The 18,477-nt window shown below is 42.7% G+C and carries 20 protein-coding genes and 1 tRNA gene; 10 read left to right on the forward strand and 11 right to left on the reverse strand.

The window, feature by feature from the left end:
- The first annotated feature begins 78 nt into the window (after nucleotides 1-78).
- Both J3L18_RS01805 and J3L18_RS01810 read left to right on the forward strand, forming a co-directional pair.
- Nucleotides 79-546 carry a hypothetical protein gene (locus tag J3L18_RS01805; protein ID WP_129570549.1) on the forward strand — a complete coding sequence of 156 codons (468 nt, stop codon included), beginning with the start codon at nucleotides 79-81 and terminating at the stop codon, nucleotides 544-546.
- 33 nt (nucleotides 547-579) lie between these two features.
- Entirely contained in the window at nucleotides 580-858 is a 279-nt protein-coding gene (locus J3L18_RS01810) for a DUF3072 domain-containing protein (RefSeq protein ID WP_091175073.1), read from the forward strand.
- Between the two features lie 97 nt (nucleotides 859-955).
- Here the strand turns inward: J3L18_RS01810 and J3L18_RS01815 are convergent, their stop codons facing one another.
- Both J3L18_RS01815 and J3L18_RS01820 read right to left on the reverse strand, forming a co-directional pair.
- Entirely contained in the window at nucleotides 956-1,717 is a 762-nt protein-coding gene (locus J3L18_RS01815) for an MBL fold metallo-hydrolase (protein WP_129570548.1), read from the reverse strand.
- Nucleotides 1,714-1,986: a hypothetical protein gene (locus tag J3L18_RS01820; RefSeq protein ID WP_091175078.1), complete on the reverse strand. Its 273-nt coding sequence runs from the start codon at nucleotides 1,984-1,986 to the stop codon at nucleotides 1,714-1,716. Before J3L18_RS01820 ends, J3L18_RS01815 begins: the two co-directional genes overlap by 4 nt.
- Nucleotides 1,987-2,103: 117 nt before the next feature.
- On the opposite strand from J3L18_RS01820, the gene J3L18_RS01825 reads away from it, so the two are divergent.
- Nucleotides 2,104-3,165, forward strand: coding sequence for a polysaccharide deacetylase family protein (locus tag J3L18_RS01825; RefSeq protein WP_091175081.1), 1,062 nt, complete (start codon nucleotides 2,104-2,106; stop codon nucleotides 3,163-3,165).
- 24 nt (nucleotides 3,166-3,189) lie between these two features.
- Nucleotides 3,190-3,729 (forward strand): AAA family ATPase, encoded by a 540-nt coding sequence (locus J3L18_RS01830; protein ID WP_129570547.1) that lies wholly within the window; start codon nucleotides 3,190-3,192, stop codon nucleotides 3,727-3,729.
- 220 nt (nucleotides 3,730-3,949) lie between these two features.
- Here the strand turns inward: J3L18_RS01830 and lolA1 are convergent, their stop codons facing one another.
- Both lolA1 and J3L18_RS01840 read right to left on the reverse strand, forming a co-directional pair.
- Entirely contained in the window at nucleotides 3,950-4,627 is a 678-nt protein-coding gene (gene lolA1 / locus J3L18_RS01835; RefSeq protein WP_129570546.1) for an outer membrane lipoprotein periplasmic chaperone LolA1, read from the reverse strand.
- A gap of 69 nt (nucleotides 4,628-4,696) precedes the next feature.
- The gene (locus J3L18_RS01840; RefSeq protein WP_129570545.1) at nucleotides 4,697-7,309 is read right to left on the reverse strand and encodes an FtsK/SpoIIIE family DNA translocase; all 2,613 of its coding nucleotides are present in this window, start codon (nucleotides 7,307-7,309) and stop codon (nucleotides 4,697-4,699) included.
- Nucleotides 7,310-7,583: 274 nt separating this feature from the next.
- Here J3L18_RS01840 and J3L18_RS01845 point away from each other — a divergent pair, with 274 nt between their 5' ends.
- Together J3L18_RS01845 and J3L18_RS01850 are read left to right on the forward strand one after the other, a co-directional pair.
- Nucleotides 7,584-8,231: an ankyrin repeat domain-containing protein gene (locus J3L18_RS01845; RefSeq protein ID WP_090527806.1), complete on the forward strand. Its 648-nt coding sequence runs from the start codon at nucleotides 7,584-7,586 to the stop codon at nucleotides 8,229-8,231.
- Nucleotides 8,232-8,359: 128 nt separating this feature from the next.
- Nucleotides 8,360-9,343 carry a GlxA family transcriptional regulator gene (locus J3L18_RS01850; protein WP_129570544.1) on the forward strand — a complete coding sequence of 328 codons (984 nt, stop codon included), beginning with the start codon at nucleotides 8,360-8,362 and terminating at the stop codon, nucleotides 9,341-9,343.
- Between the two features lie 120 nt (nucleotides 9,344-9,463).
- On the opposite strand, the gene J3L18_RS01855 is transcribed toward J3L18_RS01850, so the two are convergent.
- A complete protein-coding gene (locus tag J3L18_RS01855; protein WP_129570543.1) occupies nucleotides 9,464-10,498 on the reverse strand; it encodes a sterol desaturase family protein in 1,035 nt (344 codons plus the stop codon).
- Between the two features lie 317 nt (nucleotides 10,499-10,815).
- Here J3L18_RS01855 and J3L18_RS01860 point away from each other — a divergent pair, with 317 nt between their 5' ends.
- Both J3L18_RS01860 and J3L18_RS01865 read left to right on the forward strand, forming a co-directional pair.
- Nucleotides 10,816-11,196, forward strand: coding sequence for a chorismate mutase (locus J3L18_RS01860; RefSeq protein ID WP_129570542.1), 381 nt, complete (start codon nucleotides 10,816-10,818; stop codon nucleotides 11,194-11,196).
- A 278-nt stretch (nucleotides 11,197-11,474) separates the two neighbouring features.
- Nucleotides 11,475-12,935: a glycoside hydrolase family 30 protein gene (locus tag J3L18_RS01865; RefSeq protein WP_129570541.1), complete on the forward strand. Its 1,461-nt coding sequence runs from the start codon at nucleotides 11,475-11,477 to the stop codon at nucleotides 12,933-12,935.
- A gap of 53 nt (nucleotides 12,936-12,988) precedes the next feature.
- On the opposite strand, the gene J3L18_RS01870 is transcribed toward J3L18_RS01865, so the two are convergent.
- Both J3L18_RS01870 and purU read right to left on the reverse strand, forming a co-directional pair.
- A complete protein-coding gene (locus J3L18_RS01870) occupies nucleotides 12,989-13,870 on the reverse strand; it encodes an endonuclease/exonuclease/phosphatase family protein (RefSeq protein ID WP_129570540.1) in 882 nt (293 codons plus the stop codon).
- Between the two features lie 236 nt (nucleotides 13,871-14,106).
- Complete coding sequence (gene purU, locus J3L18_RS01875; protein WP_091175103.1) at nucleotides 14,107-14,931, reverse strand: formyltetrahydrofolate deformylase; 825 nt, start codon at nucleotides 14,929-14,931, stop codon at nucleotides 14,107-14,109.
- 120 nt (nucleotides 14,932-15,051) lie between these two features.
- Between purU and J3L18_RS01880 the strand changes: the two genes are divergently transcribed.
- Nucleotides 15,052-15,474 carry a hypothetical protein gene (locus tag J3L18_RS01880; RefSeq protein ID WP_129570539.1) on the forward strand — a complete coding sequence of 141 codons (423 nt, stop codon included), beginning with the start codon at nucleotides 15,052-15,054 and terminating at the stop codon, nucleotides 15,472-15,474.
- Between the two features lie 150 nt (nucleotides 15,475-15,624).
- Here J3L18_RS01880 and J3L18_RS01885 read toward each other — a convergent pair whose 3' ends face one another.
- Entirely contained in the window at nucleotides 15,625-15,987 is a 363-nt protein-coding gene (locus J3L18_RS01885; protein WP_091175107.1) for a hypothetical protein, read from the reverse strand.
- Nucleotides 15,988-16,010: 23 nt separating this feature from the next.
- Nucleotides 16,011-16,613: a DUF998 domain-containing protein gene (locus J3L18_RS01890; RefSeq protein ID WP_091175110.1), complete on the reverse strand. Its 603-nt coding sequence runs from the start codon at nucleotides 16,611-16,613 to the stop codon at nucleotides 16,011-16,013.
- Between the two features lie 294 nt (nucleotides 16,614-16,907).
- Here J3L18_RS01890 and J3L18_RS01895 point away from each other — a divergent pair, with 294 nt between their 5' ends.
- The gene (locus J3L18_RS01895) at nucleotides 16,908-17,957 is read left to right on the forward strand and encodes a quinone-dependent dihydroorotate dehydrogenase (RefSeq protein WP_129570538.1); all 1,050 of its coding nucleotides are present in this window, start codon (nucleotides 16,908-16,910) and stop codon (nucleotides 17,955-17,957) included.
- 242 nt (nucleotides 17,958-18,199) lie between these two features.
- Here J3L18_RS01895 and J3L18_RS01900 read toward each other — a convergent pair whose 3' ends face one another.
- Both J3L18_RS01900 and J3L18_RS01905 read right to left on the reverse strand, forming a co-directional pair.
- Complete coding sequence (locus J3L18_RS01900) at nucleotides 18,200-18,373, reverse strand: spore protein (protein WP_090527770.1); 174 nt, start codon at nucleotides 18,371-18,373, stop codon at nucleotides 18,200-18,202.
- A gap of 30 nt (nucleotides 18,374-18,403) precedes the next feature.
- Nucleotides 18,404-18,474: transfer RNA gene (locus J3L18_RS01905), tRNA-Cys, on the reverse strand.
- Between the last annotated feature and the right edge of the window lie 3 nt (nucleotides 18,475-18,477).

Genomic DNA, 18,477 nt, shown 5'->3' on the forward strand with positions numbered 1-18,477 from the left:
TCTGTAACCTCGCTGTAAAATATCTGTTATCAGGATTATTGACAGATATTTTCACTATCTTAATCACTCCTGATTTGAATGACCGTGGTATTTATCCATATCAAAAATTTGCTCCGGATTTTGCCGCTGTTGGTTTTGCTTGGTGCGTGTGCCAAACAAAAAAAAGTTTTCCAAAGCGATTGCAATAGTTCAAAAGATTATAAAAAGATTTCATTTACAGAGCTGGCCACTCATATTGAAAAATATGATAAACAATATGTTGAAGTGAGCGGTAAATACAAGGAAGGGAACGAGCAATCCGCGCTTTTTAATGACAGCCTGTTCTCGAGCCACGCATTACATAATGCCATTTGGGTTGATTTTAGCCAGGATTGCCCCCTTTATCTGCCGGGTACTCACATAGGTTTGTTTACCTATAACGATGGTCAGTTTATCCGTATGAATAAACGTAAAGTAACTATTCGGGGCGTGGTTGATGCCAGCGATAAAGGCCATTTAAAACAATACAGAGGTACCATCGACAGGGTGAGTTTTATCGAACTGTGATCTTCAATGCTTTTGAAAATAAAAACAATAGTTATGGCTATCAACCCCAATGATGCACCCGACAATGGCTTTTTCGATGAATCAGATGATGAGGAGATCATCAATCAAAATCAAATAAAAGGTTCAAATATGGTAAAAGACCCTGATGAATGGTCAACAGGTGATGAACCCATGACCGGCGCACAGCATTCCTACCTCAAAACATTATCTGACGAGGCCGGTGAAGAGTTTGACGGATCGCTTACCAAAGCCGAAGCATCAAAACGGATAGACGAGCTGCAGCATAAAACAGGCAGGGGATTGAATAATTAATTAAAATAAGCAATATTAAAACCCGTTGCTTGCAGTAAAGGCTCGAGTTCTTTGTAAATGTATGCTTGCCGTTTAAAACCGTGGATTGATATCGATATTAAATAGTCAGTTTCAGGCCGTCATACGCCAGTTCAATGCCTGCAGGCAGCTCTTTGGAAACGTCAGCATGTTTGCCCAGCCTGTGGCTTATATGTGTAAAGTAGGTGGTTTCGGCCCCAATGTCGTTAGCAAAAGCTATGGCTTCTTCAAGCGTAAAATGGGAAATATGGGTTTCCTTTTGCAGGGCGTTGATCACTAATATTTTTGTGCCTTTTATTTTTTTCCTTTCTGCATCCGGAATTGTTTTGGCATCGGTGAGGTAGGTAAAATCTTTAATCCTGAAACCTTTTATAGGCAATCTGTAATGAAACACCTCGATAGGGACGAACTCAACATTACCGATCATAAAGGGATCAAGCGCAATAATGTGCATGTTTACCTGCGGAATGCCCGGGTAACCCGTGCCATCAAAAATATAGGGAAATTCACGCACCAGGGCTTTTTGCACCCTTTCATCAGCGTAAATATCAATCGGGGCGTTTTGTTTGTAATTAAACGCGCGGATATCATCCATACCGGCAATATGGTCTTTATGCTCATGTGTAAAAACGATAGCATCAAGGTGCTGTACTTTTTCACGAAGCATTTGGTACCTGAAATCGGGGCCCGAGTCAATGGCAATAACCTTATCTTCCGCCTCAATTAAAACAGAGCTGCGCAGCCGCTTATCGTGCTTATCTGTTGAGAGGCATACCTCGCAGTTACATGCTATAACAGGTACCCCCTGCGATGTTCCGGTTCCTAAAAATGTTATGGTCACAGCTGCAGTTTAGTTTGTTTAATTTCCTGCAAAAATGTAATCTGTTTATCATCAAGCAGCTTGTAATCTACCTCAAGTTCGCGCAATAGCTCAACCAAAGCAAGGATCTTACTTTCCAGATTAGAGAAACGGTTTACCACAATCATTTTACTGTTAAGCAGCAGGCAGGCACCGGTTTTAAAGTTTCCCTTTTCATAACGCACTTTATAACCGGCTGTTTTTAACAGCAGTTCCAGTTTCTCGAGTGTATGGTTAGTTGCGGGAAGCATTAATTTCAAAAGTAGTAAAAATGGGTGTATTTGCAGGGCTTAAATTGGCATTTGCATGTCACATTTGGTAATTAAATTTCTATTTTTATTTACCTTTTATAACCTAAAACCATCCGGATGAAGAACTTACTGCTCATAGCAACAGGCATTGTTTTTAGCATTGCCGTTTATGCACAGCAAACCAAAACCTATGCCGAAAAGCTTGGCTGGCCTAAAGGCGCACGTGTAATTATCCTGCATGTTGACGATGCCGGTATGTCGCACGAATCAAACGAAGGGGTGGAGAAAGCCATTGGTGAGGGTATAGCCACTTCAACCAGTGTGATGATGCCCTGCCCCTGGGTACCAGATTTTAAGCATTATATGGATCAGCACCCGGGAATTGATGCAGGGCTGCACTTAACCTTAACTTCCGAATGGAAAAATTACCGATGGGGGCCGCTTGCGGGTAAGGCAACAGTTCCGGGACTGATTGATAAAGAAGGCGCTTTCTGGCCCGGAGTAGTCGCCGTTTATTTCCATGCTACTGCCGATGAGATTGATAAGGAGATCCGCGCCCAGCTTGACCGTGCCTTAACCATGGGCTTTATACCAACCCATCTCGACTCGCATATGGGTACTTTATTTGCCAAGCCGGCTTTTCTCGAAAAATATATTAACCTCGGCATTGAAAAAAAGATACCGGTAATGCTGCCCGGAGGCGAGGATCTTTTTTACCGCGAGGAAGCAAAGAATGCTACGATAGCACAGCTTAAAAAAGATGGTAAATATACTGAAGGAATGACGATACCCGAACCTGCCGAACTGGCAAAAGCGCGTGAGCTTGGCGACGTAGTCTGGAAAGGAGGTTTGCCGGTACTGGACGATCTCGATAATTCAAGCTATGACTGGGTAATGCCCGATATTGACAAGGCTACTGATAAGGAACTGCAAAAATGGTACACAGACCACTATATCGAAAACTTCGACCGTTTTTCGCCGGGATTAACGATGGTACTGATGCACTGCACACAACCGTCGCCGCAATTTAAAAATATCTGTAACGAAGGCCAGAAACGGAAAGGCGACCTGCTGGCCATGACCGATCCTCGCCTGAAAGCTTATCTTAAACAAAAAGGCTTTATTTTAACCACCTGGAAAGAGGTAATGGAGCGGAGGGTTAAGGTCGGAAAAGAGTAAGTTTGAACTTAAATATAACAACCCGTGCATATCAACATCTTCGGCGCATCTGGCTCAGGGGTAACTACGCTGGGCAAAACTTTGAGCGAGAGACTTGATTACCCGTATTTCGACAGCGATCATTATTTCTGGTTCCCTTCCGATCCTCCTTTTACTAACCGGCGACCGCCTGAAGAACGAAATGCTATGATTAACAGTGAAATGGCCGGTAATGAAAACTGGATCCTTGGCGGGTCCGTCATCAACTGGAACAATAACTGGCGATTTGATCTGTCGGTATTTTTATATATCCCGCCAGCCATCAGGATTTGGCGTTTGCAGCAAAGAGAGCTTGAACGTTATGGCGATATTATCTATACCGATAGGGAGCGAAATAAGCTTTATAATGAATTTATTGACTGGGCACGCGGTTATGATGAGCTCATCACCAACAGCCGAAGCCTGCATTCGCATAAGAATTGGATGAATAAGCTCACAACTCCTTTGCTGATTATAGAAGGTGATACAACTGTTGAGGAAAGGGTAGAGGCTGTTTTAGGGAAAATTAAGGAGTTAATTTTGTAATAAAAACAACTCTTCGCCGCCGCTCGGCTCCTGCCGAGTGGCAACTATCCTGCGGCGTCCCGCCGCCGGGATCAAATAAATCAGGTGTTTAACGCAGGCCAGAGGCCTGGTAATAGTTGCCACTCGCCAAGAGGCGAGCGGCGGCAAAATAATTAAAATAAAAAAAACGGGAGGTAACCCCCCCGCTTCAAAATATCTCAAATCGCACATCTAAGAAAGATTACCTCAAGTCCACCAGTTCAACACCCGGGTGACCTTTGGCATCCCATGCAAAAGTAGCGTCAGGAGCAGGTACGTTGGGGGTAAAGGTACGCACGGTATAAGTATACCTGTTGCCGTTTTTATCAAACAGCAAAGCACTGTAGAGCTGTTTTTTTACTTTATCGATAGTAAGCTTCACTTTAAAAATAGCTTTTTTATCATCTTCGGGTGTAAGCTCAATATTTTGGTAAGTTTTACCTGATATCTTTTGCTCGCCGGTGTACAGGTATTTAAACCCTTTTTCATACATGGTAAAAATCTGGGCAGGGTTGCTCAATCCGTCGCCGCTTTTGTCAGCGTCACTTACCTGTACTTCTTTATCTTTTTTAAGGTATGTCCACTGGTTTTTGCCGTCGCTCAAAATTTCTTTGTCTACTTCGGGTTTTGCGGCTGCGCTGTAAAGGGTAACGCGGTATTTACCGGTTTTCGCCCTTGATATCAGGGTGCCGGTTTGTGTTTCTTTAATATTGGCCTGTTGGTTATTCAGGCTAAAGGTAAAATCAGTTTTAATAACATCGTACGACCGGTATTTTTGGCTTACCTGGTTTAAAATCGCTTTTGCCTGGCTGTCTTTTTGTGCAAAGGCAGTGCTGTATGTACTTATTGTTAAAATGGTATATGCTATGATCTTTTTCATTCAGTTTTATTCAACAACAACTATTGTTATTAATAGTTATTGGATTAGAGTAATTAAATTTTGCTTGGTTTAATCTTTAATTGGTTTTTGCAGTGTTTCGAGGTAGCGCTCAAGGCTGTATTCGTCGGGATAGAGTACATCACGGGCCTTGCTGCCTTCAAACGGGCCTACAATTCCGGCTGCTTCCAGCTGATCAATAATGCGGCCGGCGCGGTTATAGCCCAGTTTCATTTTGCGTTGGATAAGCGATGTTGAGCCTTGTTGGTGCAGTACAATTAAACGGGCAGCTTCTTCAAACATCGGGTCGCGGTCGTCCGGGTCATATTCTTTGGCGCCGCTGCTGGCTTCACCTTCTCCCACATATTCGGGCAGGTACATGGCCGATGGATAACCTTTCTGGTTGCCGATAAAATCAGATATAGCTTCAACCTCCGGCGTATCCACAAATGCACACTGTAAACGGATCAGGTCGCTACCTGTTGAAAATAGCATATCCCCACGACCGATCAACTGATCAGCGCCGCCGGCATCCAGAATGGTGCGCGAATCGATCTTAGAAAGTACCCTGAAGGCCAGCCTTGACGGGAAGTTTGCTTTGATAGTACCGGTAATGATGTTAACAGAAGGGCGCTGCGTTGCAATAACCAAATGGATACCCACCGCACGTGCCAGCTGCGCAATACGGGCAATAGGCATTTCTACTTCTTTACCGGCAGTCATCATCAAATCGGCAAACTCATCAATCACCAAAACTATAAACGGCAGGTAACGATGTTTTTCAGGGTCGCTGATCTTACGGTTTACAAATTTGGCGTTGTACTCTTTCAGGTTGCGTACCTGCGCGTCTTTCAGCAAGTCATAACGCTGGTCCATTTCAATACAAAGCGAATTGAGCGTGTTTACTACCTTTTTGGTATCGGTGATGATGGCATCGCCATCATCAGGCAGCTTAGCCAAAAAGTGCCTTTCTATCTTACGGAAAAGCGTAAGTTCCACCTTTTTAGGGTCAACCAGTACAAATTTGAGCTCGGCAGGGTGTTTTTTATACAGCAGCGATACCAGGATGGCGTTAATACCAACCGATTTACCCTGGCCGGTGGCTCCGGCAACCAGTAAGTGTGGCATCTTGGCCAAATCGGCAATAAATACTTCGTTAGATATGGTTTTACCTAAAGCGATAGGCAGGTCCATCGTGGTATTCTGGTATTTTTCGGTCGATAGGATAGAGCGCATCGAAACCATCTCGGGATTTTGATTAGGCACTTCAATACCGATGGTCCCCTTGCCAGGCATAGGGGCAATGATACGGATGCCCAATGCGGCTAAACTTAGTGCGATATCATCTTCCAGGTTCTTGATCTTGCTGATCCTTACACCTGGGGCAGGGATGATCTCGTATAAGGTAACCGTTGGGCCAATGGTTGCCTTGATCTTATCAATCTCGATGTTGTAATGGTTCAGCGTTTCAACAATTTTGTTCTTGTTGGCTTCCAGCTCTTCGGCATTGACCGAAATTTTGTTTGATCCGTGGTTTTCTAATAACTCCAGGTGCGGAAGTTTGTATGAAGCCAGATCGAGCTTGTGGTCATATATACCAAATTTGCTTAGCAGGTCATCCTGTTTGGCTTCATCAGCCTGTTCAACATCTAATTCGGGCAATGGCCTGTTGGTATCAATGGTGAGTGGGATTTCTTCTTCCTCTTCAGGTTCGTGTTTAATTGTATTTTCAGGACGCAACACCACAGGTTCATGATATCCGGGCATTTGCTCCATAGGAGGGTGCCTAAGCGGTGATGGAGGTATAAGCGGTTCCTGTACCATGGGCTCGGGCATGATGCTGCTTACATGGGTTTCGCGGATGTTGTTATTGCCCCGGGGCCATTCAAGCGGCATTGATGGCTCTTCATCAATCAGTTCAACAGGTTCAGGTGCTATCTCATCTACACTCATAGCTGCAACCGGACGATTTTTACGCTGGGGTATTTTAAAGTCGATATTATAGGCTATTACCAATACGGTAAGCGCCAAAAACACCAGCAATCCGCCGGTACCCGCTTCACCTATCTGAGCCGCAAGTAAGCGGTTGGTCCAAAAACCGAAACCGCCTTCAAGGTAGTGGGGATAATCAATCACAAATGAATGAAAATAAGCTATCGCCACAGAAATAAAAACAATGCTGAATAACGAATATGCAAGTGTTTTACGTATAGAAAATAGCCTCGCTTTAAAAAGCAGACGATATCCTACAACAAAAAACACAAAAATAAAAAGGAATGAAGCTACGCCAAACCACTCATAAATAAACTGATTGGATAATAACGCGCCAAACTTGCCCAGCCAGTTTTGCGCCCTGATGGTTGGATCGCTCAGGTCGGCAATTTCATGAACGGTAGTGCCTGTTGAAAGGTTATGCCAGCCGCCGTTTGTTTTGGAAATATAGCTTTGGTCTTCCTGCCAGGTAAACAGGTATGATGTAAAAGCAATGAGAAAAAAAATGGATAATAGCAGTGAAAACAAACCTGCTATTTTAACAGCTTTGCCGTTTTCATAGTCATAGTCAAAGCTGGGCAGTTTAGGTAATTTCCTGCCTTTCGCCCGTTCCTGTTCGGCCTTGCCGCTTTGGCGAGGCTGATTTTCTCCCTTGAAATTATTTGATCTAAACTGGTTTCCTTTTGCCGGCATCCTGATGTAACAATCGTTTATGTGCAAACTTACGTAAAATTTCACCTATGTGAACTTTGCAGTTACACCCGGTAAATATTTTATATAAGATTCAGTAACCTGCAAAAAATTACAGGCCGAATCAATATAAAGTTAACAGATTATATAACTTATTGGCAACATTTTTAATTTTTTAGTATAATTGAAAAACAACATTTACCCGTAACATAAACGTAAATTTAACAAAGTGAATATAATAGCACCGTTAATAGTAAACGCTTTACTTAACTAAGTAATGAGCATAGAAAGACTGGAAGAATATATCGCCTCAGCCGATTTAGATAGTATCAATACCCTGCTTGGCCGAGATCCTGCGCTGGCTACTCAAAAAACAAGCCTCAGGGTATCGCCGCTTATGCTTTCGTGCTATTATAAAAAGCCGGAGGTTACCGGTTTACTGTTAAATTATGTAAACGATATTAGTTTGTTTGAAGCGGCTGCGGCCGGCAAATTTGATACGGTTGCCCACCTGGTTACTACTAACCCAAATACTCTTGATGATTACGCCGAAGATGGCTTTACTGCTTTAGGGCTTGCCTGTTATTTTGGGCAGTTTGATGTTGCGCGCTACCTGGTGCTCAAAGGCGCAAATGTTAACCTGCAATCAAATAATGGTTTCAACGTGTTTCCAATTCATTCGGCGGCGGCAGGTAATTATACTGAGATTGCCCGTATGCTGATTGAAAACGGTGCGAAGGTAAATGTGATACAGCAGGCCGGTGCCACACCGCTGCATTCGGCTGCACAAAATGGTAACCTGGAACTCATTATCCTGTTGCTGGAAAATGGTGCCGAGCTTTTTATACGCATGGAAGGCGGCAAACTCCCCGCCGACCTCGCCCGCGAAAAGGGCTTTGAAGAGATAGCTGAAATTTTGAGTTGATGTTTAAACGCTTAATTTTAAACTGGTTAAGTGATAGCTTTTTACTAATGATGAGCGTTTTTTAAGGCTTATCGCATGTTTTTGTACCGGGTGCTTTTATATATTTGTAATAACCTGAATTATAACAAATGAAAGAAATAGCGCTGCTTATTCACGAAGACATTAATCTTTCAACCATATCGGGCGTATTGGATATGGTGAGGCATACTAACCGTTTTTTGGTAGAAAGCGGCAAAACCGAGGCCTTTAGTATAATGCTTGTAGGTGAAAAAATAAATAATAACCTGCTTTATTTCCCTGCCCAGTTTACCGGTTTTAAAACCATTGATGAGATCAAAGATATCGATCTGGTAATAGCCCCTGCGTTTTATGGTCCGCCTGATTTAGTGATGCGTAAAAACAAAAACCTGATTGATTTTATAAGGGACATGTACAATAAGGGCGCGGAAGTGGCCAGCCTGTGTTTCGGTAGTTATTTTTTGGCCGAAGCAGGTGTGCTTAACGGCAAACCCTGTACTACACATTGGGTTGCTGTTGATGATATGAAACGCCGCTATCCGGATGTGAATATTTTACCCGATATGGTAACCACCGATAAAGACGGGACTTATACCAGTGGCGGTGCTTTTTCAAGCATGAACCTGATCCTGTACCTGATTGAAAAATATTGCGGCAGGGATACCGGCATCTGGGCCAGTAAAATGTTTTCGCTGGATATTGACCGTACCAGCCAGGCACACTTTAAAGTGTTTGAAGGGCAGCACCAACATGAAGACCAGGAAATCATGCGTTCGCAGTTGTTTATCGAAAATAATTACCACCTGCCTATTTCGGTAGAGGAGATTGCCGGACAAACCAATATGAGTAAGCGTAATTTCATTCGCCGGTTTAAAAGTGCCACGCAGAATACACCGATGGAATACCTGCAAAAGGTAAAGATCGAATCGGTAAAAAAAGGACTGGAGAAGACCAATTTCAATATCAGTGAGCTGATGTATAAGGTTGGTTACAATGATTTAAAGACATTTAGAAAGATTTTTAAACGGATAACAGGGTTAACCCCACAAGATTACAGGAGTAAGTATTGCCGCAGGGCAGTGCTGGAGAATTGAATGCCCCTCTAAATCTCCCCCGGGAGGGGAGACTTGAAAAACTCTTAAGCCCTCTCCTTTGGAGAGGGTTGGGTGAGGCTCGTTGTTTCGTACCTCAATGACACTTTCATAGTATGGGTTTTAAACAACTTCAGCTTTACTTTCTTTTACCTTATCAGTTTTTTCTTGCTCCTCAAGCGATTCAAAATAGGTCTTTTTAACCACTGTTGTCATTTTATGATCGCCCGTATGGCTCCAGCCGGGCGGCATTATAACGTACAGAAACTTGTTTTTAATACCGGGCGCCTTGCGTACATCTTTGGCCAGCGCTATGATCTCGCCAAAATAAGCATCCAAAAAGCTGTTTTTAATCATGGGGCGACTGATGCCATATTCAATAGGGATCTTGCGGTCTTCATTTTGGAAGGTGCCGAAAACTTTATCCCATATCGGTAACAAGTTACAGAAATTGGTATCCATATATAAGGGATTGCGGGCATGATGTACCCTGTGGTGCGATGGTGTGAGCACAATTTTGTTCAGGAAGCCGAGGCGCCCATCATCAACAAGGTTTTCACCAATATGGATCATCGATCCCCAAAAACCATCCACAAACATGATCACAAACAACATCGGCGGGTTTACACCCAATAAAATACAGATGCTGGTACGTATGAGATCTGCATAGGGACCTTCGAGAAAAAAATGGGCGTACGTAACCGAAAGGTTCATGCTTTCGGGCGCATGATGGGTTGAATGCAGGCACCATAAGATCCTCACTTTGTGTGCAAGATAGTGGTACCAAAAGTGCGCAAACTCCCAAACTATGTAGCCGTAAATAAACCAGTACCAGGTAAACGTTGTTTTAAAAATGGCAAGCCTCGAGAAAAAGCCGATACAAAATCCCACCATGGCAATGGAAAGTACGCTGCCTATAAAAGCATTTAGTACATATGTCCAAAAAGAAATCTTGTAATGGATCACCTTAAATTTTTTGTAAAAAGCGCCCCTGATGATCTCAAACACCAGCAATACAGGTAGCATAGGGCCTAACAAAGCCGTAATACCATCATAGGTAAGCAGTTTGCCATAATCGCCCGATTTGATAATGGTATACAATCCGCCGAGGCCGAAAAATCCAGTAATATGCTCGTATATCGCTTTAAAAAAATCCATATCAAAAATTAGGTTTACCGGTAAAATGTTTTATTCAAATTTAGGAAATTAATTTGTATATATGTAGGTACATGCAAATTCTTTGAACGAGTATTAACATCACACATCACGGCTGACCTGACCTGCCTATGCTCTTCGGTCCTTTTTATTATCACTGAGAAATTAGCTTATTAAAAAAATGAAAAGAAATGAGGGAGCATCAAATAAAAAGGTAACGAGTGTAGTGATATCAGAAGTGAGTAACTCTGCATCAATCCCGAAACAATCCATTAACAGCAAGGTTATTTCTATAAATTTGCCTCAAAAAATCGTCTGATATGAAATCATTTAACCGCGCTTTTATATTATTTTTAGTGTGTATGATCCGGTACAGTTTAGTTAACGCCCAATCAACACCTATGATCCAAACTTCTGCCAGCAATCCACTACAAAACAACCGGATCAAAATTGATTCCATAGATAAAAAATTGATAGCCTTACTGGGCGAACGCGAGAGGGTAGTAAAAGAGATAGGCATTTACAAAGCAAAAAACAATATACCGGCCCTCCAAGCCGACCGTTTTAAACAGGTACTGGAGAAAACTGTCGAAGCCGGAAAACAGGAAGGGCTCTCCGCCACATTCATTACAGAACTTATGAATGCTATCCATAAAGAAAGTCTGCGCATTGAGGAAGAAATTAAGGCTCAAAAACAATAGCCGGTGTAAAAAATACACTATAATTTAAAATGCATTTTAGCGCATCAAATTTGTAAGCAATTTCTATACGAGTTATCGTTCAATGTATTTATTATCAATTGATTAAACTAAGATAAAATTTGGTATTAAGGCGTATCAATTAGCCCGGCACGACCTTTTGAGGTGATAATTTATATCGTGATTTTTGCTTTTTTTTAATTAAGTTTAATAAATTTGACAACTCCGGTTAGCCACAGTCCAGGCTTGTAACCAAGCCGGTAAGCCTATTAATTAAACTCATGCAAAAAAAGTATTTAATTGCCTGTTTGATCGCGGGCGGATTATTAAAGATTGGCTTTGTCAGCGCTCAGGGTAAAGCGCCTTATTCAGTAACGGGCAAATCGGTCAAGGTGATTGTCTCTGAGCAAAAGGCCGGGTATAAATTTAAAGAAACCGAAACCCTGAAGTTTGCAGATAAGCCTCAACCCGCGGAAACAGAGGTGGCGGTTTTTATTGATCCGTCCAAAACATTCCAAACGATGATAGGAATTGGCGGTGCGCTTACAGATGCGGCAGCCGAAACTTATGCCAAACTGCCAAAAGATAAACAAAAGGAATTTTTAACTGCTTACTATAATAAAGCCAAAGGCATTGGTTACTCTTTTGGCCGCACCAATATTCAAAGCTGTGATTTTTCGAGCGATAGTTACAGCTATGTAAAAGATGGTGATAAGGACTTAAAAACCTTTGATATCAGTCATGATAAAACCTACCGGATTCCTTTTATTAAAGCGGCCGCAGCGGCTGCGGGAGGTAAACTGACCATGTTTGTATCACCCTGGAGCCCTCCCGCTTTTATGAAAGATAATAACGATGTACTGCATGGAGGTAAGCTCAAAAAGGAATTTGATCAAAGCTGGGCCAACTTTTACGTTAAGTTTATTAAAGCTTATGAAAAAGAAGGGGTTCCTATATGGGGCCTTTCGGTACAAAACGAACCGATGGCTAAGCAAACATGGGAATCATGCATGTATACTGCCGAAGAGGAGCGTGATTTTGTAAAGAACTTTTTAGGCCCAACCTTGCAAAAACGAGGCCTGGCCGATAAAAAACTGATAGTTTGGGACCATAACCGAGATTTGCTTTACCAACGCGCCAGCACTATCCTGGAAGATCCTGCAGCGGCCAAATATATCTGGGGTATCGGTTTCCATTGGTATGAAACCTGGACCGGGGCAGGCCAAAATTTTGAAGCTACCCGCCGTACCCATGAAGCATTCCCAGGCAAAAACCTGGTATTTACCGAAGGTTGTATCGAAAAATTTGATTTCAACAAGATCAATGACTGGTCGCTTGGCGAACGTTACGGCCTTTCAATGATCAATGACTTTAATGCCGGTACCGTTGCCTGGACCGACTGGAACGTTTTGCTTGACGAAAACGGCGGGCCAAATCACGTAGGTAACTTTTGCTTTGCCCCGGTACATGCCGACCTGCGCAACGGAAGCCTCATCTACACCAGTTCATACTATTACATAGGCCATTTCTCTAAATATATTCACCCCGGTGCAAAACGCATTAGCGCGGTGGCCAGCAGGGATAAGCTGTTAACAACCGCTTACCAAAACCCCGATGGCTCAATTGCGGTGGTGGTAATGAACAAAACCGACGAAAAAATAGATTACAGCCTTTGGATAAAAGGAAAAGCGGCAGGCACTACTGCCCTGCCGCACTCAATTGCTACACTTATAGTGAAGTGATTTTTATAAAAATCTTTAGTTCAATCAATCAACTAAATCTCTGGTATGGTGGGTCATTTATGATCCACCATTATCATTACCGGGAAATGGTCGCTGGGCTCCTTAGCCTCATATTTATCCGATCCTTTAGCCTTTGCCCTGTAGGTATCCGTTAAGATCCCGTATCTCTTTACCGTAAAATCTTTGGTTACAAAAATATGATCGATGCGGCCGCTGGTTTTACCATTAGCATCGAAGTCATTAAAAGTACCGTTGGTAGCATATTTTATGGGCGATAGCTCATAGCTATCCTTCAACGTCCCCGAGTTATTGATTACCGCGTAGCTGTCAGACGTTTGATCAACATTAAAATCGCCCGATAAAATAGCAGGCGAGTTGCCGCCTAACTCTTTCACTTTTTTCAATACCAGTTTTGCGCTCTCACGGCGGGCAACAACACCTATATGGTCCATATGCAGGTTAAAATAGTAAAACTTGTACCCGGTTTTTATCTCCTGGAAATATCCCCATGAGCAGATTCTTGGAAGTGCGGCATCCCAGCCTTTGTTGGGCTTGTTGGTGATCGGTGCCATCCAGAAATCGCCATGTTTCAGTAGTTTAAATTTATCCTTTTTGTAAAAAATGGCCGAGAACTCGCCGGCAGTTTTACCATCATCCCGGCCTATGCCGGTATAAGCGTACTGGCGCATGGCCTGTTTTAAATCATTAAGCTGGTGTACCAACCCCTCCTGGGTGCCAAAAATATCCCAGTCATGAAAGCGGATTAGCTGCGTTATAACCGGCAGGCGCTGTTTCCAGCCATTGCCTCGTACAGAATCATCATTTGTAGCATTATCATTGCGTAAATTATACGTGGCAATAGTAAGCTGATGCTGGCCATAACTTACTGAAACAGAAAGTATAGCCATAAATAATAAAGAAAGCAGTTTTTTCATAGTAATATTTAGATAAGATGCCAACGGCACTTGAACAAAGTTAAAAGTAAATACTACGTTATAATATAAGTTACACGCTGAAGATTATTTAACCGGCGAAAACCTACAATGGTAAAAAAAATTGTAGGCCGGGATTAATTCTATTCAGAATTTAAAGAAACATGCAAGGACGCCGATAACAAGCTTAGCCTGGCATTAGCTGGTATCGCTACTATCCCGAACATTGGCGGGTGAGTTTACTCAAACACTACCGTTTTGTTCTTATACACAAATACCCGGTCTTCAAAAACAAGCTTTAGGGCCTTGGCTAATACGGCAGTTTCCACTTCCTGGCCGGCTTTTACCATGTCTGTCCAGCTATATGAGTGGTTTACCGGAACAATTTGCTGGGCAATGATCGGCCCTTCGTCCAACTCATTTGATACGTAGTGCGCTGTTGCCCCTATGAGTTTCACACCCCGTTCAAACGCCTGCTTATAGGGATTGGCACCTATAAACGCGGGTAAAAACGAGTGATGGATATTAATGATCTTCATCGGAAATTCAGCCACAAATTGGGGTGAGAGGATCCGCATAAATTTAGCCAGTACCACGTAATCAGGAGTATATCGTTTAATGGTACCAATCACCTTTTGTTCAAATTCAGCCTTGCTTACCTGCTCATGGCTGATATGATAAAAAGGAATGTCAAATCGCTCGCATATGTTTTGCAGCTTGGCGTGATTACCGATAACGCATTGCACACTTGCGCCCAGGGTATTAAAGTGGTTACGCACCAGGATGTCGCTCAGGCAATGATACTCTTTGGTAGCCAGTACAACCACTTTCTTCACGGGCTCAGGGTTTACTGAAATATAAGCCCCTTCGGGCAGTATCTTACGTAATGAATCTTCGAGGCTGGCGTCGTCGCCTTGTTCAACTTCCAGGCGCGTAAAAAAAACATTTTCGTTATGATCAACATGCTCTCGCATGGAAACTATATTGAGCAGGTGTTTGGCTAATGTTGCAGATATGGCCGCCACTAGGCCCACTTTGTCTTTACACTGTATTACAATAATCATGGTTTAATGATACAAAGAATTTTGCTGAATATATAACAAGCATTTCTCTTTAAATTATTCTACAACTTATTGTAGCAAAGCCATGTGCTGTACCGTAAGGTATCTTATAAACCCACAATTATGAAAATTATCCTGTTAGCAGTATCCATAATTTTATTAGGTAGTATAACCGCCTGTAATAAAGGCGATCTTCCCGGCCCGGGCAGCAGCAGTATTGTTGGCAAATGGCGCTGGATAAAATCAGTTGGCGGTATTGGCGGCTTTACCGTTACGCCACAAAGCAGCGGCTACAATATTCGAAATGAATTTTATGCTGATAGCAGTTTCAAAAGGTTCCAAAACAACGTGCTACAGATTAGCGGCAATTTTCGCACTACTCCAAACTATCAATATAGCCCAACAGAAAAGGCAGATATATTATTGATCTCCGGGCCTACGCTTGATACTCGCCCGGTTTCATACCTCATAAGGCACGATACGCTTTACCTGAATGAGATTTATATAGCCGATGGGTATAGTGAGGTATATGTACGGATGAAATAATTGCCGTTACTCCCCCCGGCACCGCTATGCTCGTTACCTCCTCTCTAAATAAGCATAAAGAGAGGAGGTGTTTTTTGCCCGCTTTGCAACGCAGAGAAGAACACAGGAGGGGGTAAGTAAACTGTAAGCTACACTTACCTTATATAATAGTTATTTAGCGTAATGCCCTATCTTCATCATATCCCGTACGGCGCTTGCTAATGAGGACTTCTCATTATTATCGAGTTCTTTTTTCTTTTCGCCATCATTAAACTGATAGGTAATACGCCCGTTATAATCGCTTTCGGCACTTATTTCAAAGTCATTATTTTTGTATTTTACCTTCCCATTAGGCGAGATCCTGCTGATGCCCGTGCTATCAGCGGTAAAATACACGTGCCCCCAGTATTCAATCCGTCTTACTCTACCATCAGCGTTTTCAGAAATCACTGTATGCCTTCCGCCTATGTGGCAGGCATCTAATAAGGCTATCAAACCTATGACAACCAATACATAACCTAATAATTTTTTCATGTTGTTGTTTTTTTTAATGTTGATTATTTTAATTGACGCTGCTCTTTGATGTTGAGCAGTTTAATAAAGCAGGAGCCGAGCGATATAAACCAAACCGACCAACCCAGGTGGGCCAATCTTTGAATAAGCCCGGTATAATTGTTTTGAATAGTAGCCGAAGGAATGAAGCGGATAAAGATGAGCAGCATAATACCCAGGCTTAATAGCGAAAGCTTCCTGATCTGTCTAAACTCCTCTCCCCGCCATAAGATAGCAGAAAGCAGCGCACCTGCGTAAAGGAGTAAAAACACCGGCCCGGATGCCGAATGCAGCGGGTTGCCTGCATGAAATATAGCCGCCCAGCCAAACATGATAGGGAAACCTATCACCCCAAACACCGGCAGGATATTAAGCCCCAACTGGCTGCAAGCAATAAACAGGCCCGCCATAAAAAACACGCTGAGCACTGTATTGAGCAGCGTAAATGTTTCCATCAGCGTTTCAGATTTTGTGCCGATAGCGCCCAGCTCACTGATTGTATTGCTGAAATGATTGTAATTACCATGCACAAACCCGCAAACAATGGTTGAAAGCCAAAATACAATGGGAATAATGATGCCGGTATAGAGTAGCGGTTTAGTGTCCATTTTAATAATATTCAACTTGTTTTTCTTTCGACTAAAACAAAGTTAATATTAAACATGGTACTATACAATACATAGTACTATGTTTTTTATTTTATTTTTTCAAAACTCTTTAATGGCTTCGCCAAAATGTGTTAGTTTAAAAATGGATTGACGAAACCTGAATTTGATTTAGATGCACTTCGCCCTTGTCAGGCAGGGAGGGGGGCAACACAGCGTAATATCACAGAGATGAAACAGATACCGGTTATACCCATACATTTATTCACCATCACAAAAATGTGCTAACTTCGCGGCATGTATCAGTTGATAAAACCCATCCTGTTTAAGTTCGATCCGGAAAATGTGCATTACTTTGTTACCCGCAACCTGAAGCGCTTTAATCGTTTTCCGGGTGGTGCATCGTTAAGTAAAGCGATGTGGGATGTAAAAGATCCGAAGCTTGAACGCGAGGTTTTTGGTCTGAAGTTCAGGAACCCGGTTGGACTGGCTGCAGGTTTTGATAAAAACGCCGAAATGATGGGCGAAATGGCCAACCTTGGTTTTGGTTTTGTTGAGATTGGTACTGTTACACCGCTGCCGCAACCTGGTAACGAAAAGCCACGCATGTTCCGCCTGCCGGCAGACAGCGCGCTCATTAACCGCATGGGTTTCAATAACTTTGGTGTAGACATAGCTGCCGAACGAATCGCCGCCTTCAGGCGCGATCCTAAAAATATCAACAAACAACTGATCATTGGCGGCAATATCGGTAAAAACAAGGTTACCCCTAACGAGGATGCTGTTAGCGACTACATTAAATGCTTTGACCGCCTGTTTGATGTAGTTGATTATTTTGTAGTAAACGTAAGTTCACCCAATACCCCGGGTTTGCGTGCCCTGCAGGAAAAGGGACCTTTGATGGAAATTTTGAATACATTACAGCAACGTAATAGTAAAAATGGTATCAGCAGACCTATCCTGCTAAAGATAGCGCCCGATTTAACCGATTCCCAACTGGACGATATTGTTGATATTGTGCAGCAAACAGGCATAGCCGGGGTAATTGCCACTAATACTACTATCAGCCGGGAAAACCTTTCATCTCCATCGAAATTAAAAGGGGAAACCGGCGGTTTGAGTGGTAAACCACTTACCAAACGCTCAACAGAAGTTATTGCTTATCTGCATAAAAAGTCTAACGGATCATTCCCCATTATCGGGGTAGGGGGGATCCACTCTGCGGAGGATGCCATTGAGAAGCTGAATGCAGGTGCATCTTTGGTACAGCTTTATACTGGCTTTATTTATGAAGGGCCTGGGCTGATTGGAAGGATTAACAGGAAGCTTCTGAACCGTGATTCTTAGGATTTGAGGATTACCCTGAAATATACATTTTGATGCCGGATATCCCCGTTTCATCGCGGAGACCCTATGCCTTTTAGTTTATTGAATGATATTTTTGTCTGAATCCGTAAGGACATGGGCTTTGGAAGAAAATATCAAGTCCATCCTCAAATCCTGACAATCATGGTTCAAAATCATAATGCAAAAAAAGTCCCGCCGGAAACCGGCAGGACTTTAAATTTTTTTTCCGAAGAAAGAGAGAATTATTTGCCTAATGCGATATCTAAAGCTGCATTGTTTTTAGCTATCTGGCTGTGTTTTGACTCAGCAGAACGGCTTCCGTATTCAAGGTTAGTAGCCAGTTTTAAGAACTGTACTTCCAAGCGTGAAAAAGTTTTATTTCTCCTGTCTTTTCTTTTTAAACGAGTAACGCCCATTGTCTTTTATTTTAAATTTTTTTAACCCTGAGGTCGGAAGCGGATTCGAACCGCTGTAAAAGGTTTTGCAGACCTCTGCCTAGCCACTCGGCCATCCGACCCTT

The sequence above is a fragment of the Mucilaginibacter gossypii genome (assembly GCF_017569325.2).
Lineage (GTDB): Bacteria > Bacteroidota > Bacteroidia > Sphingobacteriales > Sphingobacteriaceae > Mucilaginibacter > Mucilaginibacter gossypii.

Coding starts and splice junctions, on each gene's coding strand:
- J3L18_RS01805 (WP_129570549.1), top strand. CDS start 79: ATGACCGTGGTATTTATCCATATCAAAAATTTGCTCCGGATTTTGCCG.
- J3L18_RS01810 (WP_091175073.1), top strand. CDS start 580: ATGGCTATCAACCCCAATGATGCACCCGACAATGGCTTTTTCGATGAA.
- J3L18_RS01820 (WP_091175078.1), bottom strand. CDS start 1,986: ATGCTTCCCGCAACTAACCATACACTCGAGAAACTGGAACTGCTGTTA.
- J3L18_RS01825 (WP_091175081.1), top strand. CDS start 2,104: ATGAAGAACTTACTGCTCATAGCAACAGGCATTGTTTTTAGCATTGCC.
- lolA1 (WP_129570546.1), bottom strand. CDS start 4,627: ATGAAAAAGATCATAGCATATACCATTTTAACAATAAGTACATACAGC.
- J3L18_RS01840 (WP_129570545.1), bottom strand. CDS start 7,309: ATGCCGGCAAAAGGAAACCAGTTTAGATCAAATAATTTCAAGGGAGAA.
- J3L18_RS01845 (WP_090527806.1), top strand. CDS start 7,584: ATGAGCATAGAAAGACTGGAAGAATATATCGCCTCAGCCGATTTAGAT.
- J3L18_RS01850 (WP_129570544.1), top strand. CDS start 8,360: ATGAAAGAAATAGCGCTGCTTATTCACGAAGACATTAATCTTTCAACC.
- J3L18_RS01855 (WP_129570543.1), bottom strand. CDS start 10,498: ATGGATTTTTTTAAAGCGATATACGAGCATATTACTGGATTTTTCGGC.
- J3L18_RS01860 (WP_129570542.1), top strand. CDS start 10,816: ATGAAATCATTTAACCGCGCTTTTATATTATTTTTAGTGTGTATGATC.
- J3L18_RS01865 (WP_129570541.1), top strand. CDS start 11,475: ATGCAAAAAAAGTATTTAATTGCCTGTTTGATCGCGGGCGGATTATTA.
- J3L18_RS01870 (WP_129570540.1), bottom strand. CDS start 13,870: ATGAAAAAACTGCTTTCTTTATTATTTATGGCTATACTTTCTGTTTCA.
- purU (WP_091175103.1), bottom strand. CDS start 14,931: ATGATTATTGTAATACAGTGTAAAGACAAAGTGGGCCTAGTGGCGGCC.
- J3L18_RS01880 (WP_129570539.1), top strand. CDS start 15,052: ATGAAAATTATCCTGTTAGCAGTATCCATAATTTTATTAGGTAGTATA.
- J3L18_RS01885 (WP_091175107.1), bottom strand. CDS start 15,987: ATGAAAAAATTATTAGGTTATGTATTGGTTGTCATAGGTTTGATAGCC.
- J3L18_RS01890 (WP_091175110.1), bottom strand. CDS start 16,613: ATGGACACTAAACCGCTACTCTATACCGGCATCATTATTCCCATTGTA.
- J3L18_RS01895 (WP_129570538.1), top strand. CDS start 16,908: ATGTATCAGTTGATAAAACCCATCCTGTTTAAGTTCGATCCGGAAAAT.
- J3L18_RS01900 (WP_090527770.1), bottom strand. CDS start 18,373: ATGGGCGTTACTCGTTTAAAAAGAAAAGACAGGAGAAATAAAACTTTT.